General features: G+C 72.7%; 13 protein-coding genes. 5 read left to right on the top strand and 8 right to left on the bottom strand.

The genetic code is table 11. From position 1 onward, the window contains the following. Nucleotides 1–56: 56 nt before the first annotated feature. From ACH9D2_RS03080 to ACH9D2_RS03065, 4 genes are all read right to left on the bottom strand, one after another. Nucleotides 57–866, bottom strand: coding sequence for a CPBP family glutamic-type intramembrane protease (locus ACH9D2_RS03080; protein WP_396361284.1), 810 nt, complete (start codon nt 864–866; stop codon nt 57–59). Nucleotides 867–911: 45 nt separating this feature from the next. After that, nucleotides 912–2,492 carry a DUF4389 domain-containing protein gene (locus tag ACH9D2_RS03075; protein ID WP_396361283.1) on the bottom strand — a complete coding sequence of 527 codons (1,581 nt, stop codon included), beginning with the start codon at nt 2,490–2,492 and terminating at the stop codon, nt 912–914. 123 nt (nt 2,493–2,615) lie between these two features. Beyond that, nucleotides 2,616–2,783, bottom strand: a complete 168-nt coding sequence (locus tag ACH9D2_RS03070) for a hypothetical protein (protein WP_396361282.1) — start codon at nt 2,781–2,783, stop codon at nt 2,616–2,618. Nucleotides 2,784–3,416: 633 nt separating this feature from the next. Further along, entirely contained in the window at nt 3,417–4,316 is a 900-nt protein-coding gene (locus tag ACH9D2_RS03065) for a hypothetical protein (protein ID WP_396361281.1), read from the bottom strand. Between the two features lie 634 nt (nt 4,317–4,950). Here ACH9D2_RS03065 and ACH9D2_RS03060 point away from each other — a divergent pair. The 3 genes from ACH9D2_RS03060 to ACH9D2_RS03050 all read left to right on the top strand — a co-directional run bounded on the left by ACH9D2_RS03060 (nt 4,951) and on the right by ACH9D2_RS03050 (nt 8,301). Then, nucleotides 4,951–6,756: an MBL fold metallo-hydrolase gene (locus ACH9D2_RS03060; RefSeq protein WP_396361280.1), complete on the top strand. Its 1,806-nt coding sequence runs from the start codon at nt 4,951–4,953 to the stop codon at nt 6,754–6,756. Between the two features lie 241 nt (nt 6,757–6,997). After that, nucleotides 6,998–7,735 carry a hypothetical protein gene (locus ACH9D2_RS03055; protein ID WP_396361279.1) on the top strand — a complete coding sequence of 246 codons (738 nt, stop codon included), beginning with the start codon at nt 6,998–7,000 and terminating at the stop codon, nt 7,733–7,735. Next, complete coding sequence (locus ACH9D2_RS03050; RefSeq protein WP_396361278.1) at nt 7,732–8,301, top strand: flavodoxin domain-containing protein; 570 nt, start codon at nt 7,732–7,734, stop codon at nt 8,299–8,301. The genes ACH9D2_RS03055 and ACH9D2_RS03050 overlap by 4 nt, the downstream gene beginning before the upstream one ends. 292 nt (nt 8,302–8,593) lie before the next feature. Here ACH9D2_RS03050 and ACH9D2_RS03045 read toward each other — a convergent pair whose 3' ends face one another. From ACH9D2_RS03045 to ACH9D2_RS03030, 4 genes are all read right to left on the bottom strand, one after another. Beyond that, nucleotides 8,594–9,295: a hypothetical protein gene (locus ACH9D2_RS03045; RefSeq protein ID WP_396361277.1), complete on the bottom strand. Its 702-nt coding sequence runs from the start codon at nt 9,293–9,295 to the stop codon at nt 8,594–8,596. Then, nucleotides 9,183–10,958 carry a M28 family peptidase gene (locus ACH9D2_RS03040; RefSeq protein ID WP_396361276.1) on the bottom strand — a complete coding sequence of 592 codons (1,776 nt, stop codon included), beginning with the start codon at nt 10,956–10,958 and terminating at the stop codon, nt 9,183–9,185. Before ACH9D2_RS03040 ends, ACH9D2_RS03045 begins: the two co-directional genes overlap by 113 nt. A gap of 256 nt (nt 10,959–11,214) precedes the next feature. After that, complete coding sequence (locus tag ACH9D2_RS03035; RefSeq protein ID WP_396361275.1) at nt 11,215–11,610, bottom strand: hypothetical protein; 396 nt, start codon at nt 11,608–11,610, stop codon at nt 11,215–11,217. A 371-nt stretch (nt 11,611–11,981) separates the two neighbouring features. Continuing rightward, on the bottom strand, nt 11,982–13,631 hold the full coding sequence (locus ACH9D2_RS03030; protein WP_396361274.1) for a serine hydrolase: 1,650 nt from the start codon (nt 13,629–13,631) through the stop codon (nt 11,982–11,984). A gap of 85 nt (nt 13,632–13,716) precedes the next feature. On the opposite strand from ACH9D2_RS03030, the gene ACH9D2_RS03025 reads away from it, so the two are divergent. Together ACH9D2_RS03025 and ACH9D2_RS03020 are read left to right on the top strand one after the other, a co-directional pair. Further along, the gene (locus ACH9D2_RS03025; RefSeq protein WP_396361273.1) at nt 13,717–14,286 is read left to right on the top strand and encodes an FG-GAP repeat domain-containing protein; all 570 of its coding nucleotides are present in this window, start codon (nt 13,717–13,719) and stop codon (nt 14,284–14,286) included. Nucleotides 14,287–14,565: 279 nt separating this feature from the next. After that, entirely contained in the window at nt 14,566–15,198 is a 633-nt protein-coding gene (locus tag ACH9D2_RS03020; RefSeq protein ID WP_396361272.1) for a dihydrofolate reductase family protein, read from the top strand. Nucleotides 15,199–15,300: the final 102 nt, after the last annotated feature.

Genomic DNA, 15,300 nt, shown 5'->3' with positions numbered 1-15,300 from the left:
CCGGGCGTCAACGCCACCATCCTCTGCCGCCGTCGCCGCCGCGTCACGGGAACGTGTCACGGCCGTCCCGCCTCCTCCGGGTCTGCGCGTGGCAGGGTCCGGGAGGACAACCGGGTGCCCAGGACCAGCACGAGGACGACTGCCAGGGCGGTCATGACCACCGCGTCCACAGTGTGGAAGGCTTCCCACAGAGTGGCGTCGTCACCGAAGAACACGTCCCCGGCGGCATTCCCGGCCCCGTGGAGCAGAGTGAGGATGAGGACACTGCCGCCGGTGCTGTTGAAGACCCAGGTGTAGACGACGCTGGTCGCGAGCACGGAGAACGCGTAGAGGACGACCGGGGACGCGGACATGACGTTGTCCCGGTCCAGCAGCAGCGGCAGGTGCCACAGCGCCCACACCACCCCGATGATCAGACTCGCCCCGAGTCCGCCGTACCGGGCCTGCCACCGGGGCAGGGCGAACCCGCGCCAGGCGACCTCTTCGGGCACCGCGGCAAGGAGTCGGATCACGAGCGCCCAGGCCCACATCCAGGACACTTCCAGATCCGCCAGGACGGCATCGAGCCGGCCGGTGGTCGCCAGGGCTCCCACAGCCGGCAGCACCGGACCGGCCAGGGCCAGCAGGTACCAGCCCGGATGGACCCGCCACCGTGCCAGCGGGGCGAAGAGCCGCCGCTCCGCCGCCGACCCGTGCTGGTTCCGCAGCACGATCCAGGCGGCCACCATGGGTCCGATCCCGCCCAGCAGGTACAGCGGCCCCTCGGCAGCGCCGAGCTCGATCGGGAGCAGTCCGTGGGAGTCCGCCGCGGCCGGTGCCCAGGCGGCCCACGTGATGCCCAGTGCCAGCAGGACGAACGCGGTCATCGGGTGCGCGCTGATCCACCCGGCCACCGGCGCGGCCACTGTTGCTCAGGCGTCCCAGGGCGGGCGGTTCCCGCCCTGGGAGGCGGGCCGCTCGGAACGGCCGGGGGCCGGAGCCGGCTCGTGACCGGCGCCGGACGCCGGGTGGGGACCCGGCCGTGGACTCACGGGGTGGGCCGGGGGCTCGGTGGGGCCCTGGTCGAGGCGGAAGGGCGGGTACTCGTCGCGCAGCAGCAGCACGTAGGCGCCGACCCGGTAGATCCAGCGGTTCAGCCCCATGATCAGGGCGAAGAGCTCGTGACGGTAGCGGCCGGTGAACAGCAGGATCACCGCGGCGATGAGCACCAGCAGCCCCAGCAACGAAGGCCCCCAGCTGGTGGTGGTCGCCCGCCCGCTCTCGTCCCACTCGCTGCCCCAGGTCCCGGTGCCGCTAGTGAGGACCCCCACGATGAGCAGGTGCGGGATGGCCAGCAGCCACCACTTCACCAGCACCAGCCCGCGGGACAGCCGTGCCGGATAGGCCACGTCGAGGTCGGCCGGGTAGTCGGTGGTGGCCAGGGTGAAGGGCGGGTAGCGGTCGGTGCCCAGCGCCGAGTAGGCGTAGAACCCGACCCGCCAGGACCAGCGCAGCACCCCCACGGAGAAGGCGAACCAGGACCGGGGGTAGCGGCCGGTGAACAGGACGGCGAGCCCGGCCGCGATCGTGGTCACCACCAGGGCGACCCACAGCAGGGCCAGGACGATGTAGTGCGGGATCGCCAGCAACCACTTGACCAGCCACAGCCCCCGCGACAGCCGCTGGTCCAGGAACCCGCTCACCCGCACCGGATACCCGATCGCTGCTGCACCGCTGGGCCCGGGGTGCTCGGCCCGGGCCGCTCCGGGGCCGCGCCCGCGCCGTGGTGCGCCCGGGTCGATGTCGCGCCCCAGGCCCCTCGTCCCGAGCAGCAGCAGCGGGATCCCGAGCACGAGCCCGGTCAACCCGCCGATGAGCAACCCGGTGCCGACCGGGCCGAGCAGCTCGGTGCGGGCTCCGGCCTGCAGGTCCACCCACACCGGGCGGGAGGCGTCGGCGTTCATCACCACCAGCGACCACTGGCCCGGTTGCAGGTCGAAGGTGATCTCCTGGGTGCCGGCGCCGGAGGCGGACGCCACCCAGATGTCCTGGGCGGCCGGATCCTCCGGGACCCGTGTCCCCGCCGTGGTGCGCTCATCGTCGTCGCCGGGCCGGGACAGAGCACCGGGCCGGGGGTCGGCCGCACTCCAGGAGACGTCCCCGAGAGAGGTCTGGGGCACGTCCTGCAAATAGGCCGAAGCGTCGGAGGCCTCGGCCAGACCGACGAAGATCTCCTGGTCCGGGACCACCGGGGCGGCACGCACCTGCACGCTGGCCAGCTCCCCGACCGGTGGCACCCCGGGCATCCCGGCCTCGCCCGGGTCGATCACCACCGAGGGGGTGGTCAGGGCGTAGCCGGTGCTCTGGTACCGCTCCGTGTCGCCGGTGAGATAGCGGCCCTCGCGCTGAGCCGCATCAGCACCGGCCAGCACCGCCCCGCCGATGCCGGCGCCCAGCCCCAGCACGGTCAGCAGCACGCCGAGAACCAACAGGACCCAGTGCCCCGCTTTCATGCGCGGCGGAGGACCGGAGCGGGAAGGTGGGACGTTCCTCGGGACAGGCGGGGCGGTCATGGTGATCCCTTCGGTGCGCGGGTCGGTGCCGTCACCGGTTGTGCTCGATGACGGTGTGCGGTGTCAGATCCTGGTCGCCGGCTCGGCCCCCCACGGGCGGGCCCGGGCTTCCTCGTCGGGCAGCAGCTGGTGGGCAGACGAGACCGGGAAGCTCCCGGGCGCGGCCACCAGCTCGTACCCGTGGCGGCGCAGGGCCGTGGCGATCGCCTGACTGGCCCGGCCGGTGAGCACCGCCGGTCCGTCGGCCCGGGTGCCGGTGGCCGCCGCTGCACCGCCTCGACGGAGAGGACCTCGACCGGGGCGCCGGCTCCGGTGAGGCCGTGGCCGAGGGCTCCGGCGATCCGAGGGATGCTGCCGTACACGGGCTCAGAGACCACCACGGTCATCGTGGCCCTCCTTCTGCTCTGCTCTCAGCATTCCGGCCCGAGGGCTCCCCACCAAGGAGGACCGGATTTGTGACTCACCGTCCGGAAGCGGGGCCCGGAACAGCCGGATGAGCTGCCACAGGGCGCCGGGGGCGGTGACGAACCACAGCGTGCCGACCACGATCGCAGGCGGCGCCCACAACGGGGCGACGACCATCGGGGCGAGGATCCCGTGGGCCAGGAACCACCGGCGTGCGGACCGTTCGCCACGACCAGCGCCAGGGGCAGCACCAGGGACGGGGCGATGATCAGCAGGTCGCTCCAGGGGGGGAGGACAGCACGGGCAGCAGCGAGGGCGAGAGGATCTGCGCCACGCTGTAGGCCACAGCGGACAGGAAGGCTGTCCAGGAGGCCCAGGACCCCCACCTCAGCACCGGCTCCGTCATCGGCGGGACCGGATGACGGCCCTGTGGTCCCGGACCGGCGCTCTGCCGGGAGGTCACCGTGGCCCATCCGCCTGTGCCCGCGGTACCCGCTCCGATCGGGGCGCCGCTGCGGGAACCGACCGGAGGATCACCCGCAGCACCGCGGCCGCCGCCACGGCCAGGACCACGAAGCCGATCATGGGTCCGATGATCTCCGGCAGGGTGAAGGTCACCCCGGCGCGCAGCTGCAGGACCGTCTGGGCGATGATCAGCGGCGCCAACAGGATCTCCAGCACCAGCAAGGACACCGCGATCAGGTATCCCCGCGGGTCCCGGCGCAGGATCAGCACCCCGGCCCAGGCAGTGGCCGGGGTGATCACCGCCAGATCCAGGGCCTCGGTGAACTCGGTCGAATACGGACCCAGCCCCTCCGGGGCCGCCCCGGTCACCGCAGCACTCATCAGCGGGGTGCCCCAGACCACCACCAGCACCACGGTGCTGGTGAACATCAGCACGGCCGGTCCCCGCCGCGGCGTGTCGGGCGGGAACAGCCGGGCCGGATCCTGCCGGAGGAAGGCCGCGAAGACCAGCACGAAGGCATACAGGGCGGTGGAGAACAGCACCACGTAGAGCAGGAACAGCTGGTTGTAGGCGATCGCCCCCAGTGCGTAGCCGGCATAGACGTAGAGGAAGTACCCCAGAGTGCCCAGCAGCACCAACCCGGACCGTGCGCTGCCGCGCCACCATCCCTCCGCGGCGGCCACGAGCAGGGGGATCCCGATGCCCAGGGTCACCAGATCCGTGGCCTGGTTGCCGGCGGCGGTGAACACGGTGTCATAGCGGTACAACCCGCGCCCGGCGATCTCCACCGTCTGCCCGCGGACCGTCCCGGCCGGGAAAGGACCTGGCCCACCCTGCTGCAGCAGCCCCACGGCCACAGCGATGCCGGCCAGCACCGCAATGCCGGCGCACAACCACAACAGCGGGCGAGCCGGACCATCGGGAGCCTCGCTCCTGCCGCGCCGGGGACGGTTCTCAGGCTCGGCACGCATCAGCTCAGGGACCTTCCGCGGCCGATCGCGCGTCCAGTTCCTGGGCGATCCGCCGGGCGAACTCCGAGGTCGAACCGTGCGCGCTGGCGTACCCCACGAGAATCCGCATCCCTGCCCCCTTCTCAGGTCTGTTCCCAGCGTAGGCACGTGAGCGGCCGAGTGCCCCAGGACCGGATCGATTGTGACAACGCCCGGACCCCACCGGCGGCCGGCCCCCACCGGCCCCAGGGCGGCCTGCGCGCCGGCCGAGGACATGTTTCGAGACGATGCCGGCCGGCGGCTCGCCGGCCGCCCTGGCTCTCTAGCCTGGAGCACGAGGGGTCCGGTCCCGGGAGGCCCGGCCGTGGGGCGGCTCACGGCAGTGCTGCCGCGATCCCGGCGCCGACGCGTGCCGGGGAGGAGGACCGGCGAACGCGGTTCAGGACAGGTGCGGTCGACCTCCGGACCACGGTCCGCACCACCACGTCAGGCGGGACGCAACGATGCTGGGGACCCGGCCGGCCATGGGAAAGGCGGACAGGCGGGAAAGGCGGACAGGCGGGAAAGGCGGACAGGAATGACCAGGAGAGCCTCGCAATCGGTGATGGTCGCCGAGGGAGTGCACCAGGTGCGCACCGGGCGTGGCCGGTGGGCTTCCAACGTCTATCTGGTGGTCTCCGGGGCCGGGTGGGTGCTGGTGGACGCCGGGTGGACCGGCCAGGAGGAGCTCATCGCGACGGCGGCGGAGTCGTTGTTCGGTCCCGGGGCCCGGCCCGCGGCGATCGTGCTGACGCACATCCATCCCGACCACTCCGGGGCGGCCCCGGAGCTGGCCCGCCGGTGGGAGGTGCCGGTGTGGGTGCACCCGGACGAGCTGCCACAGGCGTCGGGGAAGCTGCTGGACGAGTACGCCAATCCCCTGGACCGGTGGCTGATGCGGCCCCTGCTGCGGCTCCTGCCGCCGGGAGCGATCCAGGAGTCGGACATGAGCGACGTCGTGCGCCCCTTCGACCCGGCCGCGGGCGTGCCCGGCCTGCCGGGGTGGCGGTGCGTGCCCACCCCGGGGCACACCCCCGGCCACGTCGCCTTCCACCGGCCCGAGGACGGGGTGCTGCTGACCGGGGACGCTGTGCTGACGGTGGACCCCAACTCGGTGCGCGGGCTGCTGGCCCGGGCGCCGCGGGCCGGCGGGCCACCGTGGATCGCGACCTGGGACCGGCCGGCCGCGGAGGCTTCGATCGCCGTGCTCGCCGGGCTGCGGCCGCGGGTGCTGGCCACCGGCCACGGACGCCCGATCACCGGCCCGGAGGCCGCCCGGCAGCTGGCCGCCCTCGCCGACCGCTGTCCCGTCCCGAGCACGATGCGGCAGACGCCGCCCGCACAGTACCGCAGCGTGGCCGCCACCCGCCGCGGCGGCCCCGAGGTGCTGGAGGTCGTGCGCCGCCGTCTGAGGACGCCGCGCCGGGGCGAGGTCAGGGTGCGGGTCGAGGCGTGCAGCGTGAGTGCGGTCGACGTGCAGGCCCGACAGGGGGTCTCGACGTATCCGCCGCGGTTTCCGTTCGTGCCCGGCTACGCCGTCGTCGGTGTGGTGGACGCCGTCGGGGACGGTGCCACCGCCGTGACCCCCGGGGACCGGGTGGTGGCGATGACCGAGAAGGGCGGCTACGCCGAGTACGTCTACGTGCGCCGCCATCCCCTGATGCGGGTTCCCGCCGGCCTGGACGCGGGGGAGGTGGTGGCCGTGGCGCTGAACCATCTGGTCGCCCACCAGGTGCTCTCCCGGATCGCCCGGATCCGGCGGGGTCAGGCGGTGCTGATCACCGGGGCGGCCGGCGGGATCGGCACCGCCCTGGTGCAGCTCGGGCGGATGCTGGAACTGAGGATGTACGGCGTCGACGTCGCCGCCAAGCACCCGTGGCTCGCTGCCCACGGGGTGGTGCCCCTCGACGTGGTGGGTGAGGACGTCGTCGAGGCCCTGCGGCGCCTCGAGCCCGAGGGGGTGGACGCGGTGCTCGACGGGGTGGGAGGGAACTGGGTGGACCGGGGCCTGGCCGTGCTGCGGCGCGGCGGCGTGCTGGTGGCCTACGCCAACCCTGGTACCCCGGCCGCGACCCTGCGTCTGGTGGGCCGGGCGGCCGGGCACCGCTTGGTCCCGCGCGGGACGAGGATCCGGCTCTACGGGACGACGTCGTGGCGGCTGGACCGCCGCCCGCTGCTGGAGGCCTGGGCCACCCTCTACGACCTCCTCGAGGCCGGACGGATCCGCCCGGTGATCGCCGGCCGTCTCCCGTTGCCGGAAGCCGCCCGCGCCCACGAGCTCCTGGAGAGCGGGGACGTGGTGGGCAACCTCGTCCTGCTCGTCTCCGCCCCGGATGTCACATGATTCCGCACCGTCGGCACAGGCATGTCCCGGGGAAGGACCTCATGACCCCCGGCCGGGGACTGTCGAGGGGCGGTCGAGGGGCGCAGAGGATGATGACCCGGGTTCGGATCCCTCGCACGACGGTCGGTCCTGGCCGGAGACCTGGTGCGCGCCACTGCCGCCTGGTGCCGGGTGAAACATCGGTGTTCACCATCCTCGAGGCACCGGCCGTGGACCTACCCTGAGGCTGGAGGTGGGGACGATGTCGCGCAAGGTCGTGGGGGCCGTGTTCGGTGCGCTGCTGTTGGTGGCCGGGGTGCTGTTGCTGCTCGAGGCGGTCGGTGTGCTGATCGCCGCAGGATCGTTCTGGCGCGCGCTGTTCGTCGTGGCCGCGGCGGCCTTCTGGTACCTGTTCGTCACCGACCGGCAGGCATGGTGGGCGGCGATTCCCGGCGGTGCCCTGGCCGGGCTGGGTCTGGTGATGTTGGCCGATGAGGCCGACATGGCCGGCAGCGACCAATGGGGCGGGGCACTGTTCCTGGCGGGGATCGGCGTCGGATTCGCCGCGGTGTATCTGCGCGACGGGCACCGCTGGTGGGCGGTGATCCCCGCCGGGGTGCTGATGACGCTGGCACTGCAGGCGGGCCTGACCGAGGCCGGACTGGCTGAACCGCTCCAGGGGGCCTTGTTCTTCGCCGGGCTGGCACTGACCTTCGCGCTGGTGGCGGTGCTGCCCGGAGGGCGGGGACGGTGGTGGGCGTGGATCCCGGCGGCCGTTCTGGCGGTGCTGGCAGCGTTCAGCGCACTGGAGGCCACAGCGCTGCTGGCGGTGCTCAACTTTGTGTGGCCCCTGGCCCTGATCGCCGCAGGAAGCGTGCTGCTGTGGCGGGCGGTGGGAGGGCGTCGTCGCTCGTCCCCCTCCCAGAACCCCACGGCAGGGCCCTCACCGCGCGAATCCGCACCAGCCGAAGGACCGCATACCAGAGAGGACCTGTCATGAACGTTCTCGTCGCCTACGCCAGCCGGCACGGTGCCACGGCCGGGATCGCCGAACGCATCGCCGCCGCTCTGCGCGCCACGGGTCTCCGGGCGGAGGCCCACCCCGTGGCCGAGGTCCGCGACCTCGGCCCCTACGACGCCGTAGTGCTCGGGGGCGCCGCCTACATGTTCCACTGGCTCAAGGACGCCACCGCCTTCGCCCGCCGCTACCGCGCCGAGCTCGAGCAACGACCGGTCTGGTTGTTCAGCAGCGGCCCGCTCGGCACCGACCGCACGGACGAGGAGGGCCGCGACGTCCTGGAGGCCACCCGCCCGAAGGAGTTCGACGAGCTCACCGACATGCTCCACCCCCGGGGGGGAGCAGGTCTTCTTCGGGGCGTTCGATCCGGACGCGCCACCGATCGGGCTCGGAGAGCGGCTGGTCCGCCACATGCCCGCCGCGAAGGACGCCACCCCGGCCGGCGACTTCCGCGACTGGCCGGCGATCGACGCCTGGGCCACCGCGATCGCCGCCGAACTCGGCGCCGGCAAGGATGCCCGCCCCTGAGCGCATCGGCCAGCCTCTGACCGCGCCGAGGAGAGGGGCCTCAGCGGCCGGCGTGCACCGACGCCGTGGACGCGGCCGGCGGTGCCGGGCCCGTATCGCCGACGCGGAAGTCCTGGCCGCCGAGGAGAAGGACCCGAACCTGCGGCTGAGCCAGGAGGAGCGGGAGGCCTGCCGCGGATATCGCTGTGCGACCCGCGGCGCCGCGTCGGTGCCTCAAATGGCTACGGACCCGATCGGCAGTGCCTGCAGTTCCTCTGAGTGCGCTCCTGCGGCGCCCGCACCGCCGAGGCAGGCGGTCCTCGAGGCGGATCCTCATATCCGGACGCTGGTCTGCACAGAGGTGGGGTCGCGGAAGTCGTAGGGGGCGGGCATGTGGTCGGCCGGGCGGGGCCGGATCGTCATCCCCGGCACCGGGGGGAGGCCGTTGCTGTAGTCGGTCAGCGTGCCGGTGATGGGGCCGGCACCCCGGGTGGAGACGGTGATCCGCAGTCCTTCCTCCCCCAGGTTGTACGCGGTGATCGGCAGCTCGCGGAGGGCCTGGCTTTCGGGGACGAGCAGGTCCTGTCCCTCCACGTCGGCGGCGATCAGGTCGCTGGGCAGGTCGAGATCCAGGTGCGCCGTGGGTGCCCCACGGGGAGAGGTCAGACGCATCGTCACCGTGCGCACCCCGGCCTCGATGCGCTCCTCGACAAGCTCGATCTCCGGTGGAGCCAGCTCGATGGACGGGGCGGGGGCGGTGACGACATCGATCGACTGACCGAAGTAGTAGCTGGGAGAGAAGGCCAACCGGTCTGCGGTGTAGCCCTGCGCGAAGAACTGCTCGGTCCAGTCGTCCGGGGCCGTTCCGGCCGAGAGCCACTGCGCGCGACCTGTCTCGGCGTCAAGGGCGTATTGGATGTGGTCAGGTCGCGGTCGCTCGGTGTCGAAGCCGGCAGCGGCCTGGCTCGCGATGCCCAGGGCTCCGGTCGTGGCGAACAGGGCGGCCGGAACGACCCAGCGGCGACGGGCCAGCACCAGGAAATGGGCCGTGAGGGCGCCGCCCAGCAGGACGACGACGACCGTGACCACTGATGCGAACACCGACTGCAGCACCGAGGTGCCGTTCGCCAGCAGGTACACCACGGGCACGGCCACGATCGCCACGACGACGCCCACGACAGCCAGCCCCGCGGTGAGCGCCCACGGCCGTTCGGCCTGGTGCGGTACCAGCACCCGCCAGGTCAACAGGGCCGCGGCGGCCAGCGCGGGCCAGGTGAAGACGTAACTGGCGGCGGGCAGGCCCGCCGCCGGTGACCACAGCGGCCGCCGTCAGCACGACGAGCGGGCCGGTCACCATGCCCAGGACGCGCTGGGCGGTCCTGAGCAGGCGTGCCGCGCCGAGGTACACCGCCGCGGAGCAGGCCAGGCCCAGAGCCACCAGGAGGAGCGCACGCCACCCGTAGCCGTAGGGGTTGCGGGCGAAGTGCACCTCCGGCCGCAGCATCACGGTCACGGCCGCGGCGAGAGCAGCGGCGAGCACGGTGCTCACCGTGCACGCGAGGATCCCGCTCAGCGCCCCGGTCAGGGTCAGGACGTGCCGCCGCCGGCCGACGGCCATGGCCACGACCACGAGGGCCCCCGCGGCGGCGGCCAGCGGCAGGGCCCAGGACACCGGGTAGGCGACCACCCGACCGGGACCGGCGCTGAAGGCCACCAGGCCCTCTGTGGGGGCCGGGGCGGTGAGGTCGACGGCCCCGAAGTGGCGCACCAGCGCCAGGGCGGAGTCGCCGCTGGACTGCAGGCTGCCCAGGGCGGTCCGGTCAGGGCGGTCGAGGTCGGTGTGGTAGCCGGAGGTGTCGCCGATCTGGGCGAAGCTCAGCGCGGCGATGTCGGTGCCGGCCACGGCCGTGGCGAGGTCCGGACCGGCGCCCAGGGCTACGTCGTTGAACAGGAGAACCGGTACCGGCCGGGGCAGGACCTCCAGGGCGTCATGCAGCCAGCGACCCTCCTCCGTGCTGAACGACCCGCCGCTGAGCTGCACCCCCGTGCTCTCCCCCACCGCCTGCGGTGGCAGCGGTGTTCCGGGATGACCGGTCCCGGCGAAGCTGAGCAGGCTGGGGCCGCGGGTGCCGATGCCTCCGAAGGCCAGGGCCAGTTCGACGTCCTGGAACCACCGGTGGTCCGTGAGGGCTTCGGTGTTCATGGCGGTGGTCTCGTCGGCGTCGCCGAACCACACGATGACGTCGTTGCGCACCGGGCCAGTGGCGCGGATCGCGCGGATGGTCTCGAGGGCGGTCACGCCTCCCCGGCCGCCGTCGTTGGCGGCCGGGGAGGCGGGCACCGAGTTGAAGTGGCTCATGAGCAGCACCGCACCGGTGCTGTCGGTACCGGGAATGCGGGCGATGACATTGCGCAGCCGGGCCGCGAACACGGTCCCGAAGTCGGGCCGGGCGACCACCTTCTCGACGACTTCGGACTCCACGCCCAGATCGGCCAATTCGTCCTGGAGGGTGGCGACCGCCTCCTGGTGGGCGGCCGATCCCATGGGACGTGGCCGGGGGGCCACGCGCTGCAGATCGGTCATCGCCCGCTCCGCGGAGAACTGGTGGGCCGGCGCGGCGGTGGGCACCGGGCTCGGCGTCAGGCTGAGAGGCAGGTACGCCAGCACGGCAGCGGCCACGACGACGAGCAGCAGCACGACTACCGCAGGCCACGGCAGGCCACGCGTGTCCGCCGCTTCGGGTCGGCGCGCATCCGACGAGCGTCCGCCTCGGGATGCCGCAGACGCCGGTCCTCGCGCCCGGTCCGCGTCACGGGGATGGGAGCCAGAACGGTGCTCGATCTTCATGGACTTCGGCCTTCTCGCGCTCTGCCTGTCCGGCTGTTCCGCAGAGGGTGCCCTCCCCGGCTCTCGTCATCGGTGCGCGGTTGCGGAGCTGGAAGGATCAGCCACCCTACAGATGCTCCGTGACCCAGCTGCGGGCCGCCGGCAGCAGTGCGACCGCGATGACCGCCGCGCTGCCCAGGACGTGCATCCAGAGGTTGATCTGCACCCCGAGATCGCCGAGACCGACTTCGAGCCGGCGTTGCCCCAGGACGAACGGCACGACCGCCACCAGCCCGATGATCCCGGACACCAGCCCGGCGGTGTCCCACCATGCGTACTGCTTGAAGACTGCCCACGCGGTGACGGTGAATCCGATCACCGCCAGGAAGGCCAGGACGTTGGCCAGTGTCCAGGCCGCTCCCTTGGGGGGCACCGCCTTGCCGGCCATGGCGGCCGTCATCCACAAGAAGGTCGTGCCGAACAGGAACAGGCCGATCGCCACGACGTTCCGGAAAGTCCACATCACGCCTCCTGAGGCTTGCATGGGACAGACAGAGCAGGGATACCCCAGGGCGTCCGCGCGGGTGCCCACCGATCCGGACGGAATGCGCCTGAGCCGGACCTCGGCGGTGCGGTCGGCGACATCGCACCGGGCATCAGATCCTTCACCACATGGTGCGGCATGGGCCTGACGGGCGGAAGGAGCTTCCGGCTGGTCGATCGGATATTTCGGTCCCCGTCCCCACCGGCCGAGCGACGCGACTCACCCACCGTGTCAACGGCCACTGTCGGCCCGCTCCGGACGGTGGTGTGGAGACAAGGCCAGGACGGAGGACTCGACCCGCACAAGGTCCTTCCGCGCCGGGCGCCCTCGGAGACCGGGCGCAGGACGGCTCAGCGAGAGTCGGTTGCCGGAGGCCGCTCCGGGGCCGGGCGCCTTCTCCGGGCGAGTTCACGCGCCAGCAGCACGCCGCGGACCAGCCCCACGGCCAGGAGCACCCCCGCGACCGCGGACAGCCACAGCACCAGGTCCGGGACGGCGGCCCACGCGTTCCGCCACGAGGCGGACAGCTCCGATTCCAGGGCCGGCGCCAGGGCCAGCTCCGGCCCCAGGGCCAGTGCGGCCACCGGCAGGAGCAGCTCGACGGCCACGCGAAGCACGGTCAGGGTGGTGCGCCGCCCCGGGTTGCCGGTCAGGAGACGTCGTCGCAGGCCGCGGTACCACCGCGGCAGGCGGACCGCCGCCGCCAGCACGGGCAGCGTCAGCGCCGCCAGGACCAGGTCGAGCACCCGGTAGGTGTATCCGATGCTCGGCCGCCCCAGCGGCACGGGCTCCTTCCCGTCGAGCAGGCGCACCACACCCGAGGCGATGTGCGCCGTCGGCTCCGAGCCGGTGAGGTAGTCGCCGGAGTTCACGAGCAGAGCCATTCCCCACCCGTCCTCGGCCATGACCAGCATGGCGCTGTTGCGCAGGTCGCCGCCGCCGTGCCAGACCGCCGGGACCCCGTGCATCTCGCCGGTGAACCACCCCATGGCGTAGCCGCCGCCCGTGTGCTCGACCCCGGGGATGCCGGGAACCGACGCGCCGGGACCCGGTGCGTGCAAGGTCTCGATGCCCTCCGGGGAGAGCACCGACACGCCGTCGTAGCGGCCGCCCTCCATGTGGGTGATGAGCCAGTGACCGAGGTCCTCGGCGCTGGCGCTGAGGAACCCGGAGGAGACGTATCCCGGGACGTACCGATCCGGCACGGCCACCGGCACCCCGAAGAACCACTGGTGACCGACGGCGAGCTCGCCCCGGCCCTCACTCGTCGCAGTGGCGAAGCTGTGCCGCATCTGCAGCGGGTCCAGGACGTGCTCCCGGATGTAGTCGGCGTAGGACTGCGCGCTGACTTCCTCGAGCAGCAGCCCCAGCACGGCGTAGTTGGCGTTGGCGTACTCGAAGGACTCGCCCACGGGCCGATCGGGTGCCACTTCCGCCAGCGCGCGGACGGTGTCCTCCAGCGTGCGGGCCGGGTCGAACAGCGCGGCGCCGCCGGCTGTGCCGGGGATGCCGCTGGTGTGGTGCAGCAGGTGGGAGACCGTGATGCGCCCGGCGGCCTCCTCGTCGGCCAGGGTGAACCAGGGCAGGTAGCGGCGCACGGGTGCCTCCAGCTCCACCGTTCCGTCCTCGACCAGCTGCATCACCGCGAGGGCCGTGAACGACTTCGTCACCGAGCCGATCCGGAACGGCGTCTGCGCCGTCACCGGGCGCCCCTCACCATCGGCGCGGCCGTACCCCTTCGCGTGCACGATCCGCCCGTCGCGCACGACGACGAGGGCCGCCCCCGGCACGTCCCGGTCCTCCATCGCCTGGGCGACGTAGGAGTCCACACGTTCCAGGTCCGCACCGGCCCCGTGCTCCAGGGCAGCCGCCGGAGCGGCGAGCAGCAGCAGTGGTGCCAGCACGGTCGCCACCACGACCGTCAGCCGCACCACGATCCGTTTCCCCCCGAGCAGTGTCGTCCGCACAGGGCCACCCCACCACACCGGATCGCGGTTCACCGTCACAATCCTTCGCACCTGCTGCCCCGCCCCTGTCGGGAGGAGAATTCCTCCTGACAGGGGGCTTCTCTGGTGGGGGGCGACCATGGAACTTCCACTGACGTCGAGGCTGGTCACGGTCGCGTCGGTCGCCGGGCTGGTGGCCGCCGGGGCCGCGGTGGCCGGCCCGGCCCAGGCCGCCGCCCAGCCGTCCTTCACCTACGCCAACGGGTGGCGGGTCGATCAGCACGTGAGGGAACTGGCCGACGTCAACGGCGACGGCCGCGCCGACGTCGTCGGCTTCGGCCACCGCGGGATCCACGTGGCCGGCTCCATCCCCACCCCGCCCAGGAACATCAATTTCTCCCCCACCGCCCTGGAGGTGGCCGACTTCGGGGTGGCCCAGGGCTGGCGGGTGGACCGCCACCCGCGGGCCCTGGCCGACCTCACCGGGGACGGGGTGGCCGACGTGGTCGGCTTCGGCAACGCCGGCACCTGGATCTCCGACGGCAGCGCCGATCCCCTGACCGGACCACGGCTGCTGACCCCCGAGTTCGGGCACAACACCGGGTGGACCCCGCAGAGGTACCCGCGGCTGCTCGGCGACGTCAACGGCGACGGCCGGGCCGACATCGTGGCCTTCGGCCACTCCCGGCTGAGCGTGCGCCTGTCCTGATCCACGAGAACCCCGCACGGCACCCGATGCCCCGACCACGCAGGCCTGACGTGAGCCGCGCACCGACCCACCGGGCGACCGCCGCCGCGTGCGCCACCGCACTGACCCGGTGCGGCCCGGCCCCGGGGAGCACCACCTGGACGGCGCCGTAGGAGTTCGCCCATTGACGCAGAGCCCGGTGACCAGCCCGGCCGGCGACAGATGGCTCTTTCCCCGAGTGCGCCGAGCAGTCATCATCGTTGGGACGACCGAGTCACCGAGATCGAGGGAGCACCAGCCATGTCACTGGCCCGCGTCCACAGCTTCTCCGTCTCGCTCGACGGCTTCGGCACCGGTGAGGGCCTGAGCCAGGACGCCCCCTTCGGGCACGCCGGACAGCGGCTGCACCAATGGATGATCGCCACCCGGTGGTGGGATCCGGGCGGCAGCGGTGGCGTGGACGACGCTTTCGCCCAGCAGCACGGTGTGGGGATCGGCGCCGAGATCATGGGGGCGGGGAAGTTCGGCTATCCCGGGTGGCACGAGGACCCCGGGTGGAGGGGCTGGTGGGGTCCCAACCCTCCGTTCCACACGCCCGTCTTCGTCCTCACCCATGAGACGCGCCCATCGATCGAGATGGAGGGCGGGACCACGTTCCACTTCATGGATGCCTCCCCCGCGGAGGCGCTCGAGACGGCGCGCCAGGCCGCGGACGGCCGGGACGTGCGCATCGGTGGAGGACCCACCATGGTCCGCGACTTCCTTGCGGCCGGGCTCATAGATCATCTGCACGTGGTGGTGGTCCCGATCCTGCTGGGCCGTGGCGTGCGCCTCTGGGACGGGCTCGAGGGTCTGGAAGCGAACTATCAGGTCGAGGCCACCTCCTCGCCCAGTGGAGTCACCCATCTGACCTTCACCCGGACGAGCGTCTGAACCGCCTCGGTCGGGAATCCGGCGGCTGTCGCCGCTCGACGCGGCGATCATGGCCTCTCAGCGGTGCCGTCATGGCCCGACTTCCCTCAGGTGTTGCGACCA

Source organism: Kocuria rhizosphaericola (assembly GCF_044462205.1).
Classification (GTDB): domain Bacteria; phylum Actinomycetota; class Actinomycetes; order Actinomycetales; family Micrococcaceae; genus Kocuria; species Kocuria rhizosphaericola.
The sequence above is the reverse complement of the archived record's forward strand: the minus strand, read 5'-3'. Positions and strand labels throughout refer to the sequence as shown.

What these genes read in the sequence shown, in the direction of transcription:
- ACH9D2_RS03080 (WP_396361284.1), bottom strand. Translation starts at nt 866, where the DNA reads ATGACCGCGTTCGTCCTGCTGGCACTGGGCATCACGTGGGCCGCCTGG.
- ACH9D2_RS03075 (WP_396361283.1), bottom strand. Translation starts at nt 2,492, where the DNA reads ATGAAAGCGGGGCACTGGGTCCTGTTGGTTCTCGGCGTGCTGCTGACC.
- ACH9D2_RS03060 (WP_396361280.1), top strand. Translation starts at nt 4,951, where the DNA reads ATGACCAGGAGAGCCTCGCAATCGGTGATGGTCGCCGAGGGAGTGCAC.
- ACH9D2_RS03055 (WP_396361279.1), top strand. Translation starts at nt 6,998, where the DNA reads ATGTCGCGCAAGGTCGTGGGGGCCGTGTTCGGTGCGCTGCTGTTGGTG.
- ACH9D2_RS03050 (WP_396361278.1), top strand. Translation starts at nt 7,732, where the DNA reads ATGAACGTTCTCGTCGCCTACGCCAGCCGGCACGGTGCCACGGCCGGG.
- ACH9D2_RS03035 (WP_396361275.1), bottom strand. Translation starts at nt 11,610, where the DNA reads ATGTGGACTTTCCGGAACGTCGTGGCGATCGGCCTGTTCCTGTTCGGC.
- ACH9D2_RS03025 (WP_396361273.1), top strand. Translation starts at nt 13,717, where the DNA reads ATGGAACTTCCACTGACGTCGAGGCTGGTCACGGTCGCGTCGGTCGCC.
- ACH9D2_RS03020 (WP_396361272.1), top strand. Translation starts at nt 14,566, where the DNA reads ATGTCACTGGCCCGCGTCCACAGCTTCTCCGTCTCGCTCGACGGCTTC.